At 56.9% G+C, this 24,545-nt stretch carries 22 protein-coding genes and 1 tRNA gene; 11 read left to right on the forward strand and 12 right to left on the reverse strand.

The window, feature by feature from the left end:
* Nucleotides 1-10 precede the first annotated feature (10 nt).
* The 8 genes from nuoN to JJB09_RS12480 all read left to right on the forward strand — a co-directional run bounded on the left by nuoN (nucleotide 11) and on the right by JJB09_RS12480 (nucleotide 9,303).
* Nucleotides 11-1,453 (forward strand): NADH-quinone oxidoreductase subunit NuoN, encoded by a 1,443-nt coding sequence (gene nuoN, locus JJB09_RS12445; RefSeq protein WP_201658272.1) that lies wholly within the window; start codon nucleotides 11-13, stop codon nucleotides 1,451-1,453.
* A complete protein-coding gene (locus JJB09_RS12450; RefSeq protein ID WP_201658275.1) occupies nucleotides 1,453-2,214 on the forward strand; it encodes a biotin--[acetyl-CoA-carboxylase] ligase in 762 nt (253 codons plus the stop codon). The genes nuoN and JJB09_RS12450 overlap by 1 nt, the downstream gene beginning before the upstream one ends.
* A 17-nt stretch (nucleotides 2,215-2,231) precedes the next feature.
* On the forward strand, nucleotides 2,232-3,899 hold the full coding sequence (locus tag JJB09_RS12455) for a ribonuclease J (protein ID WP_201658278.1): 1,668 nt from the start codon (nucleotides 2,232-2,234) through the stop codon (nucleotides 3,897-3,899).
* 26 nt (nucleotides 3,900-3,925) lie between these two features.
* Nucleotides 3,926-4,195, forward strand: a complete 270-nt coding sequence (locus JJB09_RS12460; RefSeq protein ID WP_201658281.1) for a DUF1467 family protein — start codon at nucleotides 3,926-3,928, stop codon at nucleotides 4,193-4,195.
* Nucleotides 4,196-4,624: 429 nt separating this feature from the next.
* The gene (locus tag JJB09_RS12465; RefSeq protein WP_201658284.1) at nucleotides 4,625-5,260 is read left to right on the forward strand and encodes a calcium-binding protein; all 636 of its coding nucleotides are present in this window, start codon (nucleotides 4,625-4,627) and stop codon (nucleotides 5,258-5,260) included.
* Nucleotides 5,261-5,970: 710 nt separating this feature from the next.
* The gene (gene proS, locus JJB09_RS12470; RefSeq protein ID WP_201658286.1) at nucleotides 5,971-7,299 is read left to right on the forward strand and encodes a proline--tRNA ligase; all 1,329 of its coding nucleotides are present in this window, start codon (nucleotides 5,971-5,973) and stop codon (nucleotides 7,297-7,299) included.
* Between the two features lie 11 nt (nucleotides 7,300-7,310).
* The gene (locus JJB09_RS12475; RefSeq protein ID WP_201658288.1) at nucleotides 7,311-8,612 is read left to right on the forward strand and encodes a lipoprotein-releasing ABC transporter permease subunit; all 1,302 of its coding nucleotides are present in this window, start codon (nucleotides 7,311-7,313) and stop codon (nucleotides 8,610-8,612) included.
* A gap of 13 nt (nucleotides 8,613-8,625) precedes the next feature.
* A complete protein-coding gene (locus JJB09_RS12480) occupies nucleotides 8,626-9,303 on the forward strand; it encodes an ABC transporter ATP-binding protein (protein ID WP_201658290.1) in 678 nt (225 codons plus the stop codon).
* 2 nt (nucleotides 9,304-9,305) lie between these two features.
* On the opposite strand, the gene JJB09_RS12485 is transcribed toward JJB09_RS12480, so the two are convergent.
* Nucleotides 9,306-9,902 carry a hypothetical protein gene (locus tag JJB09_RS12485; protein WP_201658292.1) on the reverse strand — a complete coding sequence of 199 codons (597 nt, stop codon included), beginning with the start codon at nucleotides 9,900-9,902 and terminating at the stop codon, nucleotides 9,306-9,308.
* A gap of 68 nt (nucleotides 9,903-9,970) precedes the next feature.
* Nucleotides 9,971-10,981: an alpha/beta fold hydrolase gene (locus tag JJB09_RS12490; protein WP_201658294.1), complete on the reverse strand. Its 1,011-nt coding sequence runs from the start codon at nucleotides 10,979-10,981 to the stop codon at nucleotides 9,971-9,973.
* A 122-nt stretch (nucleotides 10,982-11,103) separates the two neighbouring features.
* Here JJB09_RS12490 and JJB09_RS12495 point away from each other — a divergent pair, with 122 nt between their 5' ends.
* Entirely contained in the window at nucleotides 11,104-11,412 is a 309-nt protein-coding gene (locus JJB09_RS12495) for an HlyU family transcriptional regulator (RefSeq protein ID WP_201658296.1), read from the forward strand.
* A gap of 136 nt (nucleotides 11,413-11,548) precedes the next feature.
* Here the strand turns inward: JJB09_RS12495 and JJB09_RS12500 are convergent, their stop codons facing one another.
* Together JJB09_RS12500 and JJB09_RS12505 are read right to left on the reverse strand one after the other, a co-directional pair.
* The gene (locus JJB09_RS12500; protein WP_201658299.1) at nucleotides 11,549-12,316 is read right to left on the reverse strand and encodes a class II aldolase and adducin N-terminal domain-containing protein; all 768 of its coding nucleotides are present in this window, start codon (nucleotides 12,314-12,316) and stop codon (nucleotides 11,549-11,551) included.
* Nucleotides 12,317-12,491: 175 nt separating this feature from the next.
* Nucleotides 12,492-12,950, reverse strand: a complete 459-nt coding sequence (locus tag JJB09_RS12505) for an Lrp/AsnC family transcriptional regulator (protein ID WP_201658302.1) — start codon at nucleotides 12,948-12,950, stop codon at nucleotides 12,492-12,494.
* Between the two features lie 155 nt (nucleotides 12,951-13,105).
* Between JJB09_RS12505 and ald the strand changes: the two genes are divergently transcribed.
* Nucleotides 13,106-14,221: an alanine dehydrogenase gene (gene ald, locus JJB09_RS12510; protein WP_201658305.1), complete on the forward strand. Its 1,116-nt coding sequence runs from the start codon at nucleotides 13,106-13,108 to the stop codon at nucleotides 14,219-14,221.
* Between the two features lie 51 nt (nucleotides 14,222-14,272).
* On the opposite strand, the gene JJB09_RS12515 is transcribed toward ald, so the two are convergent.
* The 8 genes from JJB09_RS12515 to JJB09_RS12550 form a co-directional block, all read right to left on the reverse strand.
* Complete coding sequence (locus JJB09_RS12515) at nucleotides 14,273-14,746, reverse strand: DUF1203 domain-containing protein (protein ID WP_201658308.1); 474 nt, start codon at nucleotides 14,744-14,746, stop codon at nucleotides 14,273-14,275.
* Nucleotides 14,747-14,822: 76 nt separating this feature from the next.
* Nucleotides 14,823-15,398, reverse strand: a complete 576-nt coding sequence (locus JJB09_RS12520; RefSeq protein WP_201658311.1) for a GNAT family N-acetyltransferase — start codon at nucleotides 15,396-15,398, stop codon at nucleotides 14,823-14,825.
* Nucleotides 15,395-16,252: a 3-mercaptopyruvate sulfurtransferase gene (sseA, locus tag JJB09_RS12525; protein WP_201658314.1), complete on the reverse strand. Its 858-nt coding sequence runs from the start codon at nucleotides 16,250-16,252 to the stop codon at nucleotides 15,395-15,397. Before sseA ends, JJB09_RS12520 begins: the two co-directional genes overlap by 4 nt.
* 42 nt (nucleotides 16,253-16,294) lie before the next feature.
* Nucleotides 16,295-17,026: an alanyl-tRNA editing protein gene (locus tag JJB09_RS12530; protein WP_201658317.1), complete on the reverse strand. Its 732-nt coding sequence runs from the start codon at nucleotides 17,024-17,026 to the stop codon at nucleotides 16,295-16,297.
* Nucleotides 17,027-17,030: 4 nt separating this feature from the next.
* Nucleotides 17,031-18,071: a cysteine synthase A gene (locus tag JJB09_RS12535; RefSeq protein ID WP_201658320.1), complete on the reverse strand. Its 1,041-nt coding sequence runs from the start codon at nucleotides 18,069-18,071 to the stop codon at nucleotides 17,031-17,033.
* A gap of 124 nt (nucleotides 18,072-18,195) precedes the next feature.
* Nucleotides 18,196-19,449 (reverse strand): SAM-dependent methyltransferase, encoded by a 1,254-nt coding sequence (locus JJB09_RS12540; protein ID WP_201658323.1) that lies wholly within the window; start codon nucleotides 19,447-19,449, stop codon nucleotides 18,196-18,198.
* Nucleotides 19,450-19,564: 115 nt separating this feature from the next.
* Nucleotides 19,565-21,016 (reverse strand): cryptochrome/photolyase family protein, encoded by a 1,452-nt coding sequence (locus tag JJB09_RS12545; protein ID WP_201658325.1) that lies wholly within the window; start codon nucleotides 21,014-21,016, stop codon nucleotides 19,565-19,567.
* 367 nt (nucleotides 21,017-21,383) lie between these two features.
* Nucleotides 21,384-21,458: transfer RNA gene (locus tag JJB09_RS12550), tRNA-Asn, on the reverse strand.
* 531 nt (nucleotides 21,459-21,989) lie between these two features.
* On the opposite strand from JJB09_RS12550, the gene JJB09_RS12555 reads away from it, so the two are divergent.
* Complete coding sequence (locus JJB09_RS12555; RefSeq protein ID WP_201658327.1) at nucleotides 21,990-24,347, forward strand: helix-turn-helix transcriptional regulator; 2,358 nt, start codon at nucleotides 21,990-21,992, stop codon at nucleotides 24,345-24,347.
* Nucleotides 24,348-24,545 lie beyond the last annotated feature (198 nt).

The following is a 24,545-nucleotide window of genomic DNA, read 5'->3' on the forward strand; positions in this document are numbered from 1 at the left end:
ACTTTGCAAAATGACTGCTGATACCATTCTCGCAAGTCTAAGCCTCTCGGCGCCGGAGATATTTCTCGCGGTAGGCGCCATGGTGCTTCTGATGATTGGTGTGTTTTCTGGAGCCAGGGCGGCGCCTACCGTCACCTGGCTGGCGATCCTGCTGTTTGTTGTGACCGCGATCTGGATCGTCTGGGTACCTGCCGAAGGCCTGGCCTACGGTGGAGCGTTCCGCACGGATGGGTTCTCGCGCTTCATGAAGGTGCTGGCGCTGATCGGTTCCGGTGTGGCCCTCTACATGTCTTCGGGTCTGGCCAAGGCCGAGAAGATCGACAAGTTTGAGTATCCGGTTCTGGTCGTGCTTGCGACCCTCGGCATGATGTTGATGATTTCCGCCAACGATCTCATCTCCCTCTATATGTCGCTCGAACTGCAATCGCTGGCGCTTTATGTCGTCGCCGCGATGAATCGTGAATCGGCGCGTTCAACAGAAGCCGGTCTGAAGTATTTCGTGCTAGGCGCTCTGTCGTCGGGCCTGATGCTATACGGTATGTCGCTGGTCTACGGCTTCACCGGCCATACCGGCTTCGTCCAGATTGCCGAGATCCTTGCAGGCGAGACTCGCTCGCTTGGTCTGGTGTTCGGCCTTGTGTTCGTGCTCGCCGGTGTTGCGTTCAAGATTTCGGCAGTGCCATTCCACATGTGGACGCCCGATGTCTATGAAGGTGCGCCGACCCCGGTAACGGCCTTCCTGGCCGGTGCTCCGAAGATCGCTGCGATGTCGATTTTCGTCCGCGTCGTCATCGATGCATTCCAGCCGATCTCGGCTGACTGGCAGCAGATCGTGGTTTTCATGTCGATTGCTTCGATGGTGCTCGGATCGTTTGCCGCTATCGGCCAGACGAACATCAAGCGGCTGATGGCCTATTCCTCGATTGGTCACATGGGTTACGCGCTCGTAGGCCTTGCGGCGGGCAGCCAGGAAGGCATCTCCGGCGTGGTTCTCTACATGACGATTTACCTCGTCATGACGCTGGGCGCGTTTGCCATCATCCTGTCGATGCGCAACAAGGACGGGGAGGCGCTTGAACGTGTCGATGACCTTGCAGGTCTGTCGTCCACCAACCCGATGATGGCGACTGTGCTGACCGCGCTGATGTTCTCGCTGGCCGGCATTCCGCCGCTGGCTGGCTTCTTCGCCAAGTATTTCGTCTTCGTCGCTGCCATCAAGGCCGGTCTTTATGTGCTGTCGGTCGTCGGTGTTCTCGCCTCGGTCGTAGGTGCTTACTACTACCTCCGCGTCGTCAAGCTGATGTGGTTTGATGCGCCGACACGTGAGTTTGCGCGGGTGCCCGGCAGTCTGGCTATTGTCTTCGGCCTGTCCGGCGTGTTCGTGATCGGTTACGTGTTGTTCGGCGGCTTTATTGGTACGGCAGCTGAAGCGGCAGCTGCAGCGCTGTTCTGATGGCGATGGGACGGGGGCGCTACGGTGTCGACAACTTTCGGCACCAGGCGCTTGGTGACGTCTCGTCGACCAACACGGTTTGCATGGAACTGGCGCGCGCCGGTGACCCAGGTAATGTCTGGGTCACGGCGCGCAGACAGCTTGGCGGACGGGGGCGTCGTGGACGCGCCTGGATCTCCGAGGCCGGTAATCTCTACGCATCGCTTTTGTTGATCGATCCTGCACCGCTCTCAGCGATCGGCTCCCTGCCGATCGCTGTTGCATTGGCGCTTTACCGCGCGATTGCGGATGAAATGCCATGGGCCGGCGAGCGTATCCGGATCAAGTGGCCGAACGACGTGCTGATCGATGCCGCCAAGGTGTCGGGTATTCTCATAGAAGCGGAAAATCTGCCGGATGGTCGTTATGCCGTCGTTATCGGCTGCGGCGTCAACATTGCCCACAAACCGGAGAACCCGCTTTACCCTGCCGCGACACTGAATAGCGAAGGCGCATCGAGTTCGGCAGACAGCCTGTTCGCGCATCTTCTGCAGGAGATGGCAATAGTGCTGGAGGAGTGGGACGAGGGGCGTGGGGTTTCACGCGTCGTCGATGACTGGAAGCACCATGTTAAAGGCATCGGCAGCCAGATAACCGTAAATTTTTCGGACAGATCGCTCTCGGGGATTTTTTCCGCTATAGAAGATGACGGCCGGCTCGTACTTACGCTGCCGTCAGGCGAAGTCATGCACATTGCCTCCGGCGATGTTTTTTTCTCATAAATTGGACAATGGATCATATGGCCGGCAATGACGAACTGGTGTTTCTGCCTTTGGGCGGTGTTGGCGAAATCGGTATGAACCTTGCCCTATACGGGTTTGGTCCTTCTGCGAAGCGCCAATGGATAATGGTGGATTGCGGCGTTTCCTTTGCTGGCCCGGAATTGCCCGGCGTTGAACTTATCCTGCCCGACATCAAGTATGTAGAGACGATCAAGAAAGACCTGCTTGGCCTTTTCATCACACATGCACATGAGGATCACTATGGTGCCGTCAGGGATCTGTGGCCGCGCCTGAATGTGCCGCTTTATGCATCACCGTTCACCGAAGGCTTGCTCGAGGCAAAAGGCGACTACGACAAATCAGGAAATGCCATTCCGGTGCAGACGCTTCAGCCTGGCATGCGCATCGAGGTCGGTCCATTCACCATCGAGCCGATTACGGTTGCCCATTCCATCCCGGAAGCTATGGCGCTTTTGATCCGTACGCCACTCGGAAATGTCGTCCATACCGGCGACTGGAAGATCGATCCCGCGCCATCGCTGGGCAGCGGGACAGACGAGGCACGGTTCAAAGAAATCGGCGACGAGGGAGTGCTTGCACTCATCTGCGATTCCACCAACGCTCAGCGTGAAGGGGATTCTCCGTCTGAAATGGAGGTGTCGGCAAGTCTGGCGGATATCATTCGCAACGCTGCCGGCCGCGTGGCCGTGACGACATTTTCGTCGAATGTCGGGCGTATCAAGTCGATTGCATTGGCCGCAGAGCAGGCGGGCCGCGAGGTCATGCTTCTGGGATCGTCGATGCGTCGCGTTACCGATGTCGCTCGCGATTTGAATATGCTCGAAGGAATGCAGCCGTTCATCGCCGAGGACGAATTCGGCTACCTGCCGCGTGAGAACGCGGTCGTCATTTTGACCGGCAGTCAGGGCGAGGCGCGCGCGGCGCTTGCCAAGATCGCGCGCGATGAGATGCGCAATATCGGATTCACGAAAGGCGACACATTCGTCTTTTCCTCTCGGCCCATTCCCGGAAACGAAAAAGCTATTCTCGACATCAAGAACGCGCTGATCGACCAGGGGATGATCGTCATATCTGACACCGATACATTGGTGCACGTGTCCGGTCACCCGCGCCGCAACGAATTGAAGCGCATGTATGAGTGGGTGCGGCCGCAGATTCTGGTCCCGGTGCATGGTGAGGCAGCGCATTTGCATGCCCATGCCGAACTCGGTCGAGCAACCGGCATCCCTGATGTTGCCGAGGTACGCAACGGCCGCATGCTCAGGCTTGCGCCGGGCCCGGCGACCATCGTTGCCGAAGCTCCACATGGGCGAATTTTCAAGGACGGGAATTTCATCGGCGATGTCGATGAAATGGGCATCGGCGAGCGCCGCAAACTTTCTTTTGCCGGCCACGTCGCCGTCAATGTCATCCTCGACAGCCGCTACGATTTCATCGACGATCCTGATGTGACGGCCTTCGGCCTGCCGGCGTTCGATGAAGATGGCGAAGACATGGAAGACCTTCTCTATGACGCTGTCCTGGGCGCGGTCGAAAGCATCCCCCGCGTCAAGCGCAAGGATCTCGACATGGTCAAGGAAGCGGTACGGCGTTCCGTGCGGTCTGCGGCAAATAATAGCTGGGGCAAGAAACCGATTGTGACCGTGTTCGTGACGAGAGTATAATTGCGCCTACGACGAAAGAGACTGACATGCCCTGGATATCGATTTTTGCCGAGTATTTCATTTGCTGGTGGATTACCCTGTTCATGGTGCTGCCGTTTGGCCTTCGCACGCAGGCGGAAGACAATAACGTTGTAAACGGCACCGTTCAGAGCGCGCCCACCCGTTTTCGGCCGTGGCGGGTGTTTCTGACGACGACAGTGGTCGCCGCGATAATCTACGCTGTCTGGTATTATGCGACCGCTGTGGTGGGCCTGAATGCACTGTCGCTGCCGCGGATCGTGCCTGAGTTCCGTTAATCAGATATAGTGGGAGCCGGGTTCGATTCCGGATCTCGCCCGCTATTCGAACGTCGTCCAGAGGTCCAAAGATTCGTGGCGCTATGCTCTGAAGATTGAGACGACTGATTGGTGGTTTTGATTTCATACTGCCCTGCACGCCTCGATAATTCGGCCGCCGATGACCAAACGATCCCCATGATCGAAAGCTGCGAATTCAGCTAATCGTCTCGACTATGCAAGCTTGTGACAAGATTCGTGCTGGTGTCCTGTAATCGTAGCGAGAAGATCATTCATCGCGATCGACATACGAATGGCATTGTCGCCATTCACCTCACAACAAGAACAGCTGTTGATATCTTCTAAAGTATAGGCGATGCTTCTGTTATGATGTAGCAAAGATGGCAGTTTCCTTTCTGCCGAATATTTCTCTTAATCGAGGAAGTTGCCATGGCAAAGGTTAAGCATTGCAATGCTTTAGACCAACATGGTCAACTCGAGCAGATATACGCAGTAGACACGCTTGAGCTTGTTTTAGAAAGTACGACCCGCGGCGTTTATGTCGATGATGACGGCGATAAGATCATCTTTAATGGGTCAAATCTATCCTTCAACGGCGAAGTTATTGTGAGTGGTAGGTTAAACGGTTTCAAATTCGTAGATAGCGATGGCGATACGCTTATCAGCGTTACAAACGGGGACTGGATTGCAAAAGCTCTATACAATGCTCTGGCGGGCCCAAATGAGATTAGAGGATTGCTGACCGCATCATATGCCAGCAAAGATCAGTTCCAAGGCTCCGACAAAGGCGACATCATTTATGGGGCTGGGGGAAACGATCGGCTGACGGGCGGAAAGGGTGAAGATTGGTTCCTGTTCGGGCACGGAGACGGCAGGGACGTAGTTACGGACTTCGATGCTGTCGGTGGCACTGGTAAACAGGACTTCGTGAGGCAGTTTAGCAATGATTTTCACATGCGGAGATCTGGTGAGGATACTATCGTAGATTTTGGAAATGGCGACACACTTATATTGCTCGACGTAAAACGCTCAGATGTTACATTGGACGACTTTATGATTTTCTAGTTGTGAGTCCGGCATCCGCCAAGGCACATCTTTCACAGATGCCCGTTTGCATCGGGAATTCTGTAGGTTTCTTGCTGAAAATACTTGCTGAAAAATCAAGCGGCGCCAAGTGAATCGCGAGCAGATTGCCGCAAATTTCGGGGCGATACGTAGAATTTGTCAGTGTAACTGCTCGTGGCCAGCAACAAGGCAAAAAAAAACAAGGCATAAAGCCTTGTTTTCTAGAAATTTTCGCGTGATCTATTTCCCTAACCGGGGGCAGCGGGTAAGCGCGCCTAAGATCCCATCCTCCCAAGACTTGACCGCGAAGTTTGGCAAAGATTTGAACTCCCTGCCTTATTTATGGCCGGAACCTAGCCCAAGAATTAATCGTTGTCATCCGCTATTTTGCAAAAATGCGACACAGCCAGAAAAAAAATTCGTTGACAAAAAATAATGGGTCTCAGTAGCGATTTTGGTCTTCAGGTTGCCACATTCTGAGTTGTGGACGGTGCATTCGATCCATCTTTGATTTGGATGAGGCTTGGGCTGAACCGGTTTCACGACAAGCGGAAGAGCCTCGGCCGGCTTGTGACAACAAGCAGGCATCACAATTGCCGGAATTGCGCCGGGGCGGGTTTTCTTCCGGGCCTTAAGCCGATATGAGAGCGAGACAATCGAACCTGTGCCCGCGATTCTGACTGGGATCGCCGTTTTATGGATCCTGTGACATGCGTCTTTCCCGTTTTTTCCTGCCGATACTCAAAGAAAACCCCAAGGAAGCCGAAATCGTGTCACATCGGCTCATGCTGCGTACGGGTATGATCAGGCAGCAGAGCCAGGGAATCTATTCGTGGCTGCCGCTCGGCAAGCGCGTCTTGGACAAGGTCAACAAGATCATTCGCGAAGAGCAGAACCGCGCTGGCGCCATCGAGCTTTTGATGCCGACGTTGCAGTCGGCTGATCTCTGGCGCGAAAGCGGCCGGTACGACGCCTACGGTAAGGAAATGCTTCGCATCAAGGACCGGCAGGATCGCGATATGCTCTACGGTCCCACCAACGAAGAGATGATCACCGAGATTTTCCGCTCCTACGTCAAATCCTACAAGGATCTGCCGCTCAATCTTTATCATATTCAGCTGAAGTTCCGCGATGAGGTGCGTCCGCGCTTCGGCACCATGCGTTCGCGTGAGTTCCTGATGAAGGATGCCTACTCCTTCGACATCGATCGCGAAGCCGCCGAGCATTCGTATCGCAAGATGTTCACCGCCTACCTCCGCACTTTCGACCGCCTGGGCCTGCGTGCGATTCCGATGCGCGCTGATACGGGCCCGATCGGCGGCAACCTCAGCCATGAATTCATCATCCTTGCCGATACCGGCGAGTCTGAGGTTTACTCCCACAAGGATTTCGTCAACTTCGACATTCCGTCGGTCGACACCGATTTTGACGATGTTGCCGGACTTCAGGCCGTGTTCGACAAGTGGACTTCGGTCTATGCTGCAACATCGGAAATGCACGACGAGGCTGCGTTTGCTGCTATCCCTGAAGGCGACAGGCTGTCTGCGCGCGGTATCGAAGTCGGTCATATCTTCTATTTCGGCACCAAGTATTCCGCTGCCATGGGCGCGAGTGTGCAGGGGCCCGATGGCAAGCAGCATGATGCCCATATGGGCTCGTACGGCATTGGTCCGACACGCCTTGTTCCCGCCATCATTGAAGCCTCCCATGATGAAAATGGAATCATCTGGCCGAAATCGGTGGCACCTTTCGACGTCTCTATCATCAACATGAAGGCTGGCGACCAGGCTTGCGATGCGGCCAGCGAGAAGCTGTATGCGGCACTCGGCAAGGCCGGTTTCGACATGCTTTATGATGATACCGATGATCGCGCCGGAGCAAAATTCGCCACCGCCGATCTGATCGGCGTACCGTCGCAGATCATCGTCGGACCGCGTTCGGTTGCAAGCGGCGAGGTCGAAATCAAGGATCGCAAGTCTGGCGCACGCGAGACGCTCTCTATTGATGCGGCAATTAACAAGCTTGTGGCATCCAGCTGAACGGTGAGGGAATGAACGACGATACGATGCAGGCGGGCGTGGCGGCTCAAAAGACGGCTGCCCGACCGTTTTCGACATTCGAGCGTATCGTTGCGTTGCGTTACCTGCGCCCCCGTCGCAAGGAAGCTTTTATCTCCGTAATTGCCGGATTCTCGTTCGTGGGAATCATGCTCGGCGTGGCAACGCTCATTATCGTCATGGCCGTCATGAACGGCTTCCGCAGCGAGCTCATAACCCGCATCCTCGGCATCAATGGGCACATGATCGTTCAGCCGATTGATGGACCGTTGAACAATTATGCCGACCTTGCGGATAAGTTCTCCAAGATACCGGGCGTCAAGATGGCGATCCCGATGATCGACGGCCAGACGCTCGCATCGGGCAAGCAGGGCGCCGGCACCGGCGCGCTGGTACGAGGCATCCGTGCCGACGACATCAGCAAGCTGAAGATGGTGGCTGACAATATCAAGCAGGGCGATCTTGTCGGTTTTGCCGCCGGAGACGGCGTTGCGATCGGTACGCGTATGGCTGAGCAACTCGGGCTTTCCGAGGGCGACTCCATTACTTTGATTTCGCCGGAAGGCGACGTGACGCCGATGGGGGTCAACCCGCGCGTCAAAAGCTACAAGGTTTCGGCAATTTTCGAGATCGGCATGTCTGAATATGACGCCTCGATCATTTTCATGCCGCTCGAAGAAGCGCAGCTCTACTTCAATGCCGAAGGGATAGCCCAGTCTATCGAGATCTTCCTCGACAAGCCTGAGGCGGTCGACGACATGCGGTCAAAGGTCGAGGAGGCTGCTGGCCGGCAGATCTTTATCACTGACTGGAGACAGCGCAACAGGACGTTCTTTTCGGCACTTTCGGTGGAGCGCAACGTCATGTTCATGATCCTGACGCTGATTGTGCTGGTGGCGGCCCTCAACATCATTTCCGGCCTGATCATGCTGGTCAAAGACAAGGGCAGGGATATCGCAATCCTCAGAACAATGGGTGCGACATCAGGTTCGATCATGCGGATTTTCTTCATGACGGGTGCTGCCATCGGCGTAACCGGCACGCTGGCGGGCGTATTGCTTGGCGTCGTCGTCTGTTTGAATGTCGAGCGCATCCGCCAGTTCTTCTCCTGGCTTTCGGGAACGACGATTTTCAATCCGGAACTCTATTTCCTCAGCCAGCTTCCGGCGGAGATGAACTTCGGCGAGACGATGTCGGTCATCCTGATGGCGCTGGTTCTGTCATTTATCGCCACGATTTTCCCTGCATGGCGCGCCTCGAAGATCGATCCCGTCCAGGCACTACGGTATGAGTAAGGCAAGAGGCACCATGTCCGAGGTACTGAAGATCGACAATGTCGGCCGCTTTTTTGGCGATGGCGATACACGGCTCGATATTCTCAAGGGTGCAGAATTTTCGATGCGCAAGGGCGAGATGGTTGGCCTTGTGGCGCCGTCCGGAACCGGTAAGTCGACGCTTCTGCACCTCGCTGGCTTGCTTGAACGCCCTGATACCGGCAACGTTTACGTTAATGGCAGGGATTGTGGCGCGCTGCCTGATGGCGAGCGTACGACGATCCGCCGCTCGGAAATCGGCTTTGTGTACCAGTTTCATCACCTGCTGCCGGAGTTCTCTGCAGCGGAAAATGTGATGATGCCACAGATGATTGCCGGGCTAGGCCGCCATGAAGCACGGGAGAGGGCAGGCCAACTACTCGACTATATGCGTGTCGGCCACCGTGCCGAACACAGGCCGGCAGAATTGTCGGGCGGTGAGCAACAACGCGTGGCGATTGCTCGCGCGGTTGCGAACGCACCTCTCATCCTGCTTGCCGACGAGCCGACCGGCAATCTCGATCCGGTGACAGCGCATTACGTCTTCGATGCACTCGAAGCGTTGGTGCGTCAGTCCGGACTTGCAGCCATGATAGCCACCCACAATCATGAGCTAGCCGCCCGCATGGACCGCCGAGTGACGCTGGAGGAGGGCCGGATCGTCGAGCTCTGATATTACTTCAGTTTGAACCGCTGCTCGATGTCCGTGGATTTTTTGGAGTTGAGGTCGTTGAACGTGTACTTCAGCACGTAGTCACCAGCTGGCACGGCTGAAACATCAAGTGTCAGTGGTGTATAGATCTCAAACAACGGTTCGCGGCTTGCGATCTTGAAATTGCCAAACGCCTTCTGCACAGCCAGCACTTCACCGGCAGGGTTGCGGAGCTCGAAATCGACAGTGAATTGCGATTGCACGTCGCCGCCATCAATTTGCTTCCATACCAGACCGACAGGCTCGGCATAGGTGATCAGTGACGAGCCAACCGTGAACTCATTGGACTTGGCACGCGAATAGTTGCCGAAAATGACGGGTCTTTCCGTGACGAAAAATGCCTTTCGGATATCGAGGGGGATTTTCTCCGAGACTTCGACCATCGACAGCCGCATCTTTTCATACGCAGCCAGGCCATCGCCACTTCCAAGCAACTGTTCGGCCTGTTGAGCAAGGTCGATAAGCTCCGCGGCCTTGGTGTCGATGGGCGCAACCGGCACCAGCAACATCGGGATAGCGAGAAACCCGCAGAGCCTTCGGGGTGTTTTGTTCTCTGCCAAGGCTAAACTCCTCCTTGTTATCGGAATCATGCGCACGTCGCGATTAAGCGCCGCATATGTTGATTCAGTCAAGAATTAGGGCTGCGTTTCCCCAAACCGTCTGGCGCCGTTGTAGAATGGCGAAGTACGCCGGACAACCACGCAAGAATGGTATCGGCGACGTCTCTCGTCGAGGAGGGTGAATAGGCATCGCCGGCCAGAACGTGTCCATTCGGATCCTCGGTGTTCTCGATAGGGCAGAGAGTGTGGTTCCCCCCCCAACGTGCGGCGACACGTAGGGTCATTACGGGTTCGACTACCTGGTCACGGGGCGAATATAGAAACAGCGCCGGTGTGCTGATGGAGCCGATTTCTGCATGCCGCGCCATTGAAACCGCGTGCGCCATCGGTAACAGCGCATCGGTCGGATAGGACGTGTCCCAGATCTGGCGTTGCAAATCACTGCCGGCGACAGAGGCTCGCTCTTTTCCAAGGACCATCCGTGCGATCTGGCGCGCAAACGGGGCATTAAGCAGAAAAGCGCCGTCTGCCTTCAATCCGTAATTGGGTGAAATAAGGACCGCTGCGGTCACGCGGCCTCGGAAGATTGGCTGAGCCAGGATGGTGGTCAGCAGGCTCGCTCCAGTGGATGCGGCCAGCACGATGACGTGTTTCCCGATCGTTTCTCCGATCGCAATCGCCTCGGCGACATCGGTCAGCCATGCATCTACCGTTGCGGTACCAAGAGCGGTACCATCGATTCCGTGCCCCGTTAGCCGGGTGTAGAAGCAATTGGCGCCCAGCGCCGTGGCGATAGTCTCCGGCAACGGCTGAAGCTCATTTGCGGATGCCGAAAAACCGTGGATGTAAACAAGCGAATAGCGGGTGGGCTGCTTCTGTTTCTCATCGTGCCAGACGATTCTCTTGCCAGCGCCTCGGCGAATGCCTGCTACGGCATGCTCCGCCGCTTGGATATAGGCGTCCGGATCGGCACCAATGCTGGTCTTGCTGAAACTTATGTTCGGTATGGCGTTGCGCTTCCGCTGCCAGGTAAAAGTCAGCAGGACAATAATGCCGATAATGATGACCAGTGCTGTCACGTGTCGTCCGGTCCTGGTTAGCCATGCCTTTTGTACCATGCCGATGCTTACAGGAAATTTATCGACCTTACGCCCTGCCTGAGTCTCTTCCGCCACAAAATGTGCTGTGCTAAACCGGTCTCATGGCTGGATTCTTTTCAAAACTGTTTGGTGGTTCCTCGAGCGTCGCGACGCCAACGAAGGAACAAACGCAAAAAATCGGTGAGTACACCGTCTACGCGACTCCTCGCAAGGAGGGTGCGCAATACAGGCTGGCTGGACGCATCGAGCACGAGGCCAATGGTCAGAAGATGGTGCGCAATTTCGTGCGCGCCGACCTGTTTTCCAGCGAGAGCGATACCGTCGAAACGACCTTCCGCAAGGCAAAGCAGATCATTGACCAGCATGGATCGACATTGTTCGGTGATGGCGCAGCGGAGCGCCAGGTCTAAATCCTTCTAACGATCGTCAAGCACTTTCAGGCTAGCTGAAGACACAGCCCCTAACGATGACGCAAAACGCTGGATCCTCGAAAAATGTCCGAGGATCCAGCGCTTAATCGCGAGTCCGAGCAAAATACGGCAGGAACTACTGGAGGAAATCCGGTTCCTGCCGCTCAAGCAGCGTCTTGAGATCGGCAAGATGGCGGTCGGACTGGTCCGGGTAGTCGTCCATTTCCTTCGCCACTTTCTCCGCAACCTCGTCAGAGAGCACCCGCAATTTCTGGCCGGTCATTAGCGCCTTGATGTAGGTTTCGGCGGCGCGCTCGAAATAGTACATTCGGTTGAAGGTGTCGGCGACATCCTTGCCGATCACCAGCACGCCGTGATTGCCCATGATCATCACCTTGTGCTTGGGATTTCCCAGGAGCCGGGCACAGCGCTCGCCTTCATCCTCGAAGGCGAGGCCGCCGTAGTTGTCGTCGATCACGTAGCGGCCGAAGAACGTCGCACAGTTCTGGTCGATCGGCAGCAGGCGCGAGTCGGCAAGCGAAGCCAAGACCGTGGCGTGGATCGAGTGCACATGCATCAGGCAGCGAGCGTGCGGCACATGGCGATGGATCGCCCCGTGCAGACCCCAGGCCGTGGGGTCTGGCGCATCGGGCTGATCCATCGTCCCGGGGTCGTTCGCATCGAGCAGCAGCAGGCTCGAAGCCTTTATCAAGGAGAAATGGACCTGATTGGGATTCATCAGGAATTTGCTGCCATCGTCGTTGACTGCCAGCGAGAAATGGTTGGCGACTGCCTCGTGCATGTTGAGCCGTGCGGTCCAACGGAAGGCGGCAGCAAGATCGACGCGTTCCTGATAGTAAGGCAGATTGTCCAGTCGGTGGACCGATGCTGTGCTGGCTGTCATTGTATGAACTCCCCGGATATCGTTTATGAAAAGATGCCTTTCGCCCGAAGGCGCGTCAATCGATCCCGGCCGTTCGATGACCGGTCTCGCAAAAAGGATTCGATGCCTAGGGTATGCGCAGATTTCGCGGATCGGAAAGGAACGCGGGCAAGCCAGCCCTACAAAGCGAGCGCACCTATATGATCACATGCGGGCGGTCGATGATTTCGCGCAACGCAAAACTCGAGACGATCTTGACCACATGCGGCAGCGCCGAAAGCCAGTCGCGGTGAATGCGCTCATAGTCTTCCAGATCCTTGCAGGCGACGCGCAGGATATAGTCGTATTCGCCGGACATGAGGTAACAGACGAGGATGTTCGGAACCTTTTTCACAGCCGCTTCGAATTCGCTGAGCGTTTTTGCGAACTGACCGGTCAGCGAGATGTGCACGATGACGATCATCTTGTAGTCGAGCGCTTTGTGCGAGATCTGGGCATAATAGCCGCTGACTACGCCGGATTTTTCCAGAATGTCGAGCCTGCGCGAACAGGAGGATGGTGAAAGGCTGATCCGCTCGGCAAGATCGGCATTCGAGATTCTGCCGTTCTGTTGAAGGACACGCAATATGGAGATATCCGTATGATCTAGCTTCATCGGTCGAATTTCCTGCGAATTATTGCGGATAATGCGCAAGAATATTCCAAGTATTGCTATTTCACAAACTCAATTTGCAAGGACATTGCGCGGCGTTTGCGCTCTAATTTCCGCCATTCGCAAAGAACCAAGCGCACAAATAACAGGGGAATTCCATGCGTGTAGGCTGCCCGAAAGAAATCAAGAATCACGAATACCGCGTTGGCCTCACACCGGCCTCCGTCCGCGAATATGTCGCGCGCGGCCATGAAGTGCTGATCGAGACCAATGCCGGATCCGGAATTGGCGCATCCGATTCCGACTATGTCGCTGCGGGCGCAGCTATTGTGGCGACAGCCGCCGAAATCTTCGCGAAATCCGATATGATCGTGAAGGTCAAGGAACCGCAGCCCTCCGAATGGGTGCAGCTGCGTGAAGGCCAGATCCTCTATACCTACCTGCACTTGGCACCGGATCCGGAACAGACCAAGGGCCTGCTCGCATCCGGCGTAACCGCTATCGCCTATGAAACGGTCACGGACGAGCGTGGCGGCCTGCCGCTGCTGGCGCCGATGTCGGAAGTTGCCGGACGCCTTTCCATCCAGGCCGGCGCCTATGCGTTGCAGAAAGCCAACGGTGGACGCGGCATCCTGTTGGGCGGTGTGCCGGGCGTGTTGCCGGCCAAGGTCGTAGTCATTGGCGGCGGCGTCGTTGGTCTGCATGCGGCGCGCATGGCGGTGGGCCTCGGTGCCGATGTAACCATCCTCGACCGGTCGCTGCCGCGTCTGCGCCAACTCGACGATATCTTCCACGGGCAGGTTCACACCCGCTTTTCTTCTATCGACGCACTTGAAAGCGAAGTGTTTTCAGCTGACCTGGTGATCGGCGCCGTGCTGATTCCGGGAGCGGCCGCTCCCAAGCTCGTGACCCGCAAGATGCTTGGCGGCATGAAGAAGGGCGCTGTCATCGTCGACGTCGCGATCGATCAGGGCGGCTGCTTCGAAACCTCGCATGCCACCACTCACTCCGACCCGACCTATGAGGTCGATGGCATCATCCACTATTGCGTCGCCAACATGCCGGGCGCAGTCCCGGTGACATCGGCGCACGCGCTCAACAATGCCACGATCCAGCATGGGCTGGCGCTCGCCGACAGGGGCGTCCAGGCGATCCTGGCGGACAAGCACCTGCGCAATGGTCTCAATGTCCACAAGGGCAAGATCACCAACCAGGCGGTTGCCGATGCGCTGGGCCTGCAGATGTATGCCCCGGAAACTGTTCTGGCTGCCTGATAGCTCCGGATCCTGAACTGGAGGCCGTTCCGATTTACCGGAACGGCCTTTTCATGCCCTGTCTATTCGGCACTGATAGCAATTGTTGCGGGCTGATCTAACGTGGATGTAGGCGATGTCGTCGCGTACCAGCAGGCCCTGTGCGTAGGTGGATACGTCACCCGAGAGGATGACGGAGCCCGTGCCATAGACGATGCGGTTGGCGTCGTTATAGCCGCGTAAGATGTAGTCCTTACTGGTGCGCAGGATCGGCGGCGGAACTTCGGTTGCTCGATAGCGCTCGCACCGACTTTTGTGCAGGAACACCGGTCCCGTCTCGGCATAGGGTTGCAGGTCGGGGAAGGGACGATAGGCAAAAACCAGCAGTTCGTCATCGTCGTCGATATTCTGCAGGCAATGGCGGCATGGATAGCCAGCCCCCTTCGATGTCATGGTCTCCGGCGGCAATCCATAGGCATCTGTACCGCCCGCCCAGATGGCTTCTGCATCCTCGGTCGGCATGGCCTGGAATAGGATATCGGGCATGGCAAATCTCCGTGTGGTGACTTGCAATTCTATCTGTTCGAGCGACTGGTGGGCCACCCGAAAAGAGCAAGCGGCATTATGATCTGTGCAGCAGAGCTAGCCACTCTTCATCGCTCAGCGGGCGTACCAGTGCATCCGAGGTTCCGACCGGGTTGAACCCGAACATCTGGTAGAGCTGCAAGGCTCGGGGATGGTCGAGCGAATTTGTCGTGACGGTGACCTTTTTCGGCTCGAGCGCCCAGGCTGCGTAGAGCGACTGCAGGAGAAACCATTTGCCGACCCCCAGTCCCAGCGCGTGCTCGAACAGGCCGAAATGGCTGAGTTCCACGACCTCTTCAGATTCCACGAACAGTTCGCAAAAGCCGGCCGGAGCGCCGTTGACATAGAGTACAGCAATGCGCGTACGCTTGTCGCGGAGGATGCTCAGCAGCTTGTCGTCGGTCATTCTCAGCCGATCGACCCAGTGCCAGCGGCGCCCAACCTGCGTATAGAGAAACCGGTAGAAGGTGAGGGGAATATCCGAGACGCTCATGACTGCCGTTTGCAGGTTGACTGGCAGCGGTAGGCTCTGGCGCGGCGGCGCAGCCATTTCGAGCTGCGTGATATGAGCCTTCAGTGCTTTCGGTTTCTTGGCAGGCGCGGGGATTTTCATGCGCTCTTCCCGGTAACAACCGGCACGTCCTTCAGGCCGCCCCATTCGGACCAGGAGCCGTCATAGAGCGTGTTGTCATCATGGCCCAGCGAGGTGAGTGCGAGCGTGATGATCGCTGCCGTAACCCCGGAGCCGCAACTCGTCGTGACCGGTTTGTTCAAATCGATGCCCGCCTCATCGAAGACCTTTCTGAGCGCTGGCAATGACTTGAACTTGCCGTTTTCGAAAAAGCTGCCAGACGGCGTATTCTTTGCGCCCGGCATATGGCCGGAGCGTAGCCCGGCGCGCGGCTCGGGTTCGGAACCGGAAAAGCGCCCCGGCCCACGAGCATCGGCGATCTGCCTGCTGCCTTCGGCGACGATTGTCTTCATCGCTGCCAGCGTGGTGACCTTGCTTGCGTCGAGCGAGGCGTGGAAGATGGCGGGCCGTGGTTCCGGCAGGTCGGTTTCGAGCGGGCGCCCCTCCGCTTTCCAGCCATCGAGACCGCCATCGAGCACATAGACGTTTTTCGCGCCCATCAGCCGGAACAGCCACCAGGCGCGCGGTGCGGCCATGGTGCCCGGACCATCATAAACGACGATCGTGTCAGTGTCGGCAATGCCGAGCTTGCCGACTTCGGCAGCGAAGAATTCGGGTGAAGGGATCGTATGCGGCAATCCGCTTGTATGGTCGGCAATAACATCCTGATCGAAGAATACGGCGCCGGGAATGTGGCCTGCAGCATATTCGACGGCACCATTCCGGTTCTGTGCCGCCAGATACCATGAGGCGTCGACGATACGGAATTCCGGTGCGCCAAGATTTTTTTCCAGCCAGGCGGCGGAGACCACGAACGCGCTTTTTTCTACTGACACAATGTCACTCCCAGAATTTGAACCGACTAACGTAAGGTAAAGTCAGGCGTCCGGATTGCCAAAGCGTATGCGGAAGCGTCTGTTTTCCTTACCTTTCTTTTCGATCTTTGCAATGTGGATGTCGCCGACCTCCTGGGTCTCGGAGACATGCGTGCCGCCGCATGGCTGGCTGTCCACAGCCGCATTGTCACCGATACAGACGAGGCTTACGCGCCCCAGTCCAATCGGCGGTCGCACGTTCTTGGACTTCACAATGCCAGGATTGGCAGCGAGTTCCGCGTCAGTGATCCATTGAAGGTAGACGGGATGATTGGCACGGACGATCTCCATCATGCGCGCCGAAACCTCATCCTTGTCGATCGTTTCCGACATGTCGAAATCGACCCTGCTTTCGTCTTCGCCTACCGCTGCTCCCGTAATCGGAAACTGGCAGACGACCGAGAGGATATGACAAGCCGTATGCATCCGCATCAACCGGTAGCGGCGCGGCCAGTCAACATGCAGCGTCAGTTTTTCGCCGAGGGTAGGCACGGGCTGGCCGTCGAGCGGCATATGGACGATGATGCTTTTGTCCTCGCCGTGCACGGTCGCGCCAAGCGCAATTCTTGAGCCGTCGGCGCGCTCCAGAAACCCGCTGTCGCCCGGCTGGCCGCCGGAGGTCGCGTAAAAGCAGGTCTGGTCGAGTTCGATGCCGCCATTTTCCCGGATCGCTGTGACCGCTCCCTCTGCCGTTGCCAGGTAGAAGTCGTCACGGAATAGGGGCAGGGTTGGCATTGCTTCACTCGACAGGTTGGTATGGTGGCACGATTGAAGACTTCCTTGCCATCCATTCGGGGATCGGCAGACCCTTCGACGCAAGGAACTCGGGATTGAACAGTTTCGACTGATAGCGGTTGCCATAGTCGCAGAGGATGGTCACGATTGTATGGCCCGGCCCGAGGTCTTTTGCAAGCCGGATGGCGCCCGCGACGTTGATGCCGGAAGAACCGCCAAGGCACAGGCCCTCATGCTCGACCAGGTCGAATATCAGCGGCAACGCTTCGGAATCGGGGATCTGGTACTGATAGTCCGGAGTGAATCCCTCGAGATTGGCCGTGATACGACCTTGGCCGATACCCTCGGTGATCGATCCGCCCGAGGATTTCAACTCGCCGTGGGCATAGAATTCGTAAAGCGCCGCCCCCTCCGGATCGGCAAGCCCGATCTTGATGTCCGGATTGAAGCCCTTGAGGCCAGCGGCCACACCGGCGAGCGTGCCTCCCGATCCCACCGAGCAGATGAACCCGTCCACCTCACCCGATGTCTCGGCCCAGATTTCCGGTGCGGTGGTTTCGACATGCGCCTGGCGGTTGGCCACATTGTCGAACTGGTTGGCCCAGATGGCCCCGTTTGGTTCGGTCTTTGCCAGTTCGGCCGCCAGCCGGCCCGAAAGCTTCACATAATTGTTGGGGTTCTTGTAGGGAACGGCGGGCACTTCGACCAACTCGGCGCCCAGCAGCTTGAGCGCGTCCTTCTTTTCCTGGCTTTGCGTCTCGGGAATCACGATCACCGTGCGGTAACCGAGTGCGCAGGCGACCATGGCGAGCCCGATGCCGGTATTGCCGGCCGTGCCCTCGACAATCACGCCACCCGGCTTGAGAAGCCCCTGACGTTCCGCATCGCGGATAATATAGAGTGCGGCCCTGTCCTTCACAGACTGGCCAGGATTGAGAAACTCGGCCTTGCCAAGAATCGTGCACCCCGTCAGCTCCGATGCATGCTTCAGCCGGATGAGTGGCGTATTGCCAATGGATTCGAGGACGTTCGCGCGCACTGTCATGGATTTCCGCCTGTTGACTTTTCACTAGAGGTACGCCCGGTCTTTTTCACCGGCAAGCCTTCAAGCGCAAGAAATAACGTTTCCCTGACCATACCTGTTGGAAGAATACATTTTCACTGCACGCTCAGGTGTAGACAACATGGCGGACATCGATGTTGCGGGTTCGGAATCCGGCTTCGCAATAAAAGAAATAGAATTCCCACAGCCGTTTGAAACGTTGGTCGAAACCGAGCGGCTGAAGCCTTTCCCATACGCCCCAGAATTTCTGCCGCCATTCACTCAGGGTCCGAGCATAGTCGGGTCCGAACCCGAAGTCACTGACCAGTGAGAAGCCGACTTTTCGGCCTTCTTCGGTCAGGTGTTCGACGGTCGGCAACATCCCACCGGGGAAAATGTACTTCTGGATGAAGTCCGGATTGGCCTTGTATTCGTCAAAGGATTTTTCATCGATGGTGATTACCTGCAGTCCGGCCCTGCCGCCGGGCTTCAGGCTCGAGCGAAGTTTTTCGAAATAGACCGGCCAGTATTTTTCACCGACCGCTTCGAACATTTCGATCGACACGATACGGTCGTAGACGCCGCGTTCATCCCGGTAATCCTGAAATTTCAGTTCCACCTTGTCGGCGAGACCATTGCGTTGGATCCGGTCACGGGCAAACTTGAGCTGTTCGTTACTGATCGTCAGCCCGGTTACGCGGCAACCAATCTCGCTTGCCGCGAATTCCGCAAAACCGCCCCAGCCGCAGCCGATTTCCAATACATGATCGTCCGGCCCGATGCCTGTCGCTTCGGCAAGCGCGCGGTATTTAGCCTTCTGGGCGGAGCTCAAGTCGTTAGCGCCGGTAGAATAGAGCGCGGATGAATAGGTCATGGTCGGATCGAGCCAGGCTTTGTAGAATTCATTGCCAAGATCGTAGTGCGCCGAGATATTTCGCTTAGAACCCTTTCGGGTGTTGGCATTCATCCAGTGGCGGAATTTCTCCAATAGGCGGAAAAGGCCGCGCGCGCCGTTGGCGAACTTGCCCCCGACGTGTTGATTGACAAGAAACAGCTCGAGAAAGATGCCGATATCGGGGCTGTCCCAGTCGCCATCGATATAAGTTTCGGCCGCCGCAATGGTGCCGCCGGAGAGCGACCGCGTCAGGAGATTCCAGTTGGAAAGCCGGATGGCGGCGTTTGGACCGGGGTTGGTCCCGGCAAAGCACGCATTCCGCCCGTCAGGCAGGGTGATCGAAAGCGAACCGACATCGATATTGACGAGGCCCTTGAAGATCAATTGGGCAGTCAGCGGCAGTCCCTTGGCGAAGGCGTTCACGTTTTCAGCGGTGACAATTGTCTGTTTGCCCCCTGCAAGCATAGTCTTGAGTTCTCCTGGCATGCAATTGTCCCCCTGCGCCAAGTTTATGCATTCATCCCTCACCAGGCACTTCCGCAAATTTCCAGCGGGTTGTCGAGATCAAAAGTGCTCTCGCTGCGTTTGATCTGTGTAAATGCTATTGTGCAGTCGCTCTATAGGCAGCCAGAGCACGCTGCCGGGCAAAGGGGTGAGAAACCAGTGGCTTTGGGTAGTTGTGACCGAGCACCACGCCGGCGTCGGTCAATACGGCGTCCGGCGCATCGAATGGCCGATGCACATAGCGATCTGGAAGGCCGGCGAGTTCGGGGCAGTATCGTTTTACATACGTGCCGGAGGGGTCGAAAGTTTCACCCTGCTTTATCGGGTTGAAAATACGAAAGAAGGGTGCAGCATCGGCTCCGCTGCCGGCGACCCATTGCCAACTTGCGGCATTGTTGGCCTGGTCCGCGTCGAGCAGTGTGTTGCGAAACCATCTCTCTCCTTGGCGCCAATCGATGAGCAGGTGCTTGATCAGAAACGAAGCCGCGACCATTCGAACGCGGTTGTGCATCCAGCCCGTTTGCCAGAGTTCGCGCATGCCCGCATCCACGATCGGATAGCCCGTCATGCCACGCTGCCAGGCCGAAAGATTGTCGCTATCGCCACGCCAAGCGAAGGAATCAAAGCGGCTGTTGAGATTGGCGGTCGCCATATCAGGACAGTGGAAGAGGAGATGCCAGGAGAACTCCCGCCAGACGAGCTGTCTGCGAAACTGAACCACGTCCTCGGCAGTACGCTCGTTGAATACGGCGCTGGTGGCATTCCAGACCCGGTGCGGAGATATTTCCCCCATCGCCAGATGGGGTGACAATCGTGATGTCGACATATCGGCCGGATAGTCGCGCCCATTGCGATAGCGGTCGATTGAATCCTCCGCGAATGCGTCCAGCCTCGCCTGCGCACCGGCTTCGCCGGGTTGCCAATGAACCTCGAATCCTCGCGCCCAGTTCGGATTGCTTGGAAGCAGGTTCCAGCATGTAAGTGATTCTGAGCCGGGCAGATTCTCTGGCGGAGCCATGGAGGAGGGCACTAGCAGGTCGTCCTGGATGCGGACCTGCGCCTCGAAGGCCCGCCAGAATGGCGTATATACCTGGTAGCGGCGGTTTTGGCCGGTTAGCAGCCGCAGGGGCTCGTGCATCAGGAAGCCGGTAAAGCTCTTTGCTTCGATGCCGCGTTCGGTCAGCGCCGCCTTGACCGCAGTATCGGTGCGGACACCATCGGCATCATAGCGTCTGTTCCAGAAGACGCTCGCTGCCCCGGTTAGCGTCGTCAATTCTGTAATCGTAGCAAGCGGATTTCCGGTCCGAAGCAGCAAACGATTTCCTGATTGCGCCAGTGATTGATCAAGCGCATGAAGCGAGTGGTGGAGCCAACAGGCCTGCGCTGCGCCCAGCGCGCCGGCAAATTCGTCCGACGGCTCTCTTATATAGATACATACTACAGGCCGTCCGGTGCGGACTGCAGCTAGCAGCGCGAGGTTGTCGCAAAGGCGAAGGTCGCGGCGGAACCATACGATGGCGGGCGACTCGGGATCGGGAATTGAGGGCATAAGAAAACCGGATTCAAAATTGATGCAACGTAACTACGCTGGAATCAGACGCAGGGATCAAGTCTGCCGGCAGACAAGCAGGCGAAACGCAATCAAAGCCAGTGTGTGGACTCTTGCTTCGCCAGAGGCGCTGCGAACCAAAGTGTTGGCCTGCACCTTCATTTAGGGAGATGCCGGGCGTGTCAAGCGGACGCGATGGCGCGAAGGACATATGGGTTTTTCCGCTTTCCCCACATGGCCAACGAAACGGCAATCGAGCTTTTTACCCGTCCGTCCTGGCGTCTCGACCATCGGAGTGGAATGAATAAAAAAAGAAGCGCATCCGCGAGGATGCGCTTCTCAATGAGTTCAGCATTGCTGAAGAATTTGGCTCCCCGGGCCGGATTCGAACCGGCGACCTGTCGATTAACAGTCGAATGCTCTACCGCTGAGCTACCAGGGAATGACCGCATCGCTGCGGCGTTGGCGGGGTAATACAAATGCTTTTCTGATTTGCCAAGCGATTTTTTCAAAATAATCGGGAAAAGCGACAATGGCCACTGGTAAATCCACGTGAAGCACTGGAAATCTCGATGTTGGCGCAAAACATTTTTTTCACGTGATGGCAGCATTGTCCACATTGTTGAGAAAGGTTCCAAATCGAAGTCCAAACCTTCGTGTTGGAAGCCGGTCATCCCGTCGGGCAGAGGGCTACATGCGGTCTGCCCAATCCAAACAAAGCTTCAAGCTTTTTGGAATATCGGTGGGATATTAGGGCTTCGTGGCGGAAGGGTTACGCAGAGGACTGCAAATCTCTACAAAACAGAACGAAAACCAGAGTGGCTAGTCACTTCCTCTGCGCACAAGTGCTAGAAAGGTGCGACAAGATCAGGCCCTCAGGCTTCTTGTCTCCGTAGCCGACTCCATGTTTTCATGCGGGAGAATCCTGTCACCAGTCGCAGGATCGCAATTTGCACAAAGCAGGACACGGCTCATGAAAACCCCGGTATTCCGCGGCAAGCTTATTGAACAGATCCTGTCGCGTCCGGAGCCCGTGATCGTGCTCGATGCGCCCGCTGGTATGGGCAAATCCACGCTACTTGGCCAGATTGCTGAACGCCTTGATGTCACGCTGCATATTGCCCACACGCCGCCCGCAGAAGGAGACGGAATCGTCCTTTGGGATATTCCACCCTACGGCACGCCGGCTGCGTTGCCCGAATGCTACGTTACTGGGCGCAGGAGGATCGTCATCGCCAAACGGCCGGACAGCGAATTGATCGGACTGGCGCGTGCCACGGCATATCAGCGTGTATACAGCCTCGACCCAGAGGCACTGTTGATTTCCGAAAATGAGGCCCGGGCATTGTTTGGCGCAGATCGCGCGATGGAGATCCTGAGACTCACAGGCGGTTGGCCTTTGATCGCATTCCGGGAGGGGTTAATCGCGGGGATGGAGGAATTCCTGATGCAGGAATTCCTCGAGAATGTTCCTAATGACGAACTTGTCGATCTCAAGCTGCTTATCGCTGGCGCGGCGTTGCCGGCGCGCCAGCGAAACAACCTGTTTCCAGTCGCAAGTGCCGGGTCGGACGGGACGCTTCATTTCCGCGCTGAAGCACTCGCAGGCGTGTTGGATAGCGCGCTGGACGCAATGATCAGGCTGCGACTGGAGACGCCGGGAAACGTCAAGTCGATCGCAGAAGCCTATGCTCATCGCGGCAAGGTGGTCGAGGCGATATCAGTTTTCCAGAGAGCCGGCTTCCATGACGATGCTTTTGAGCAATTCAACAAGGCGGGCGGCCTGTTCTTCCTCTATTTTCACGGGCCCGCAGCATTCGATCAGGTTCTTTCTGGCTTTCCGCATAGTTATGCACATCAAAGCGAGATCCTGGTGCTGTCGCTCGGGTTGCAAGCGGTCAAGCGCGGCGATGTTTCCAGGGCACGACGTCTTCTCCTCGACCGGTTCGGCGAACAGATCAACGATCTGGAGGCCGTGTACGATTCTCGGTCGGCTTTTTCCCGAGAGTTCCGGGAATTCAGTTTCGTGTTGATGATCTTCGAGGATCACCAGTTCAACGAAGAGATGCTGGCGAGACTCTTTAAGCTGAACGCCGAATTTCCGGGTGACGAGCACCTTTTTCGCGGCAGCCTCTACAATTCGGTGCTGGAGTTCTACATTCGCCGCCGCCAGTTCACTGAGGCCGAAGACGTTGCCCAGCGCGCGATGTACCACTACGAAGCCGCCGGCTCACCGATGCTCTGCTTCTATATCAGCCTGCATCAGGCGATGATCGGCCTTCTTCAGGGGGATAACGCCACCGCCCGCAAGCACGCGCTGCGCTCGGCCAAAAGCCTTGCGGAGGTGCCGTTCGAGACGCCAAACGATATGCGCCTGCAGAAGTTGGTTGATGCCTGCATCGAATATGAAAGTGGGCGGGCAGAGCCGTTGGCGCGGTTTCTCAATTCGGAGATCGACGAATTTACGCATGGCGAAATCTGGCCCAGCTTGATGGAGGTGACGTTGCACTATGGCAGTCAGGCCATGATCACGCACTTTTCCCTGGTCGCGGCGCGCGGCTTTCTTGATCGCTGGCGCGTGTATCAGGCGTCCAACCAGGCTTTCCAGGAGATGGTCAACATTCGCGAGGCGGTCGTGTTGCAACATGCCAATCGCTGGACCGAGGCGTCGACGCGGCTGAAAGTCGTGGGGCTGGAGATCGATCGCGACCGCATTCTTGCTGATCCCGACGGGCTTGCCTCGTTGACGGATCGCGACGACATCGGGCTGACGCTTGCCTGGCTACGGCAGATCCTGCACGAGCAACCCGATCTGCCGCAGCTTGAGCGGGCGATCGTCGCCTTGACCGGCAATCTGCGTGTCACCGACCGCCAGCGGCTGTCGCTTTCGATCTGGCAGGCGCTTATCTTCAAGCGGCGGCAGGATCTCACCGGTGCGCGTGCAGTGCTGCTGCGGTTGTTTGAGCACTCCGCACGGCTCGACTCGATTGCGCCGCTTGCCGAGGAGAATGTGTTTCTCGACGAACTGATGGGCAACAAGCGGATTAGCGAGTTCCTCGCTGCTTCGTCGCCGGCGAGGCAGGTGATCCGCAAGCTGCGAGACAGCGGCCACATGGCGCCGGTGTCAGGTATCGGCAGCGAGCTTTCGCGGCGTGAAAACAAGATCCTGGTGATGATATCTGAAGGTGCCGCCAACAAATCAATCGCGGGCATGCTCGGCGTGAGCGAGGCAACGGTCAAGTTCCACTTGGGAAATGTTTATCGCAAGCTGGGCTGCAAGACGCGGCAGGAAGCAATCGGTGCTGCGCGCGCTGCGGGTATCGTCAACTGATGTGACGCGCGGCGATATTCAGAAACCTAGACCATAGGTAATTTCACCATATAACCTAGACTATTTAGGCGAAAACCTAGACCATCGCTGCGTTGTCATGCCGGCAAAGCCTATGCAATTCTCGGGGCAACTTGAGGGACCGAAGAGCCCCAAGCCAAACAAACATGATGGCCCAACAATGGGTCACACCGGGAACCT

It is taken from the genome of Phytoamicus setariae (assembly GCF_016722925.1).
Classification (GTDB): Bacteria; Pseudomonadota; Alphaproteobacteria; order Rhizobiales; family Rhizobiaceae; genus Rhizobium_E; species Rhizobium_E setariae.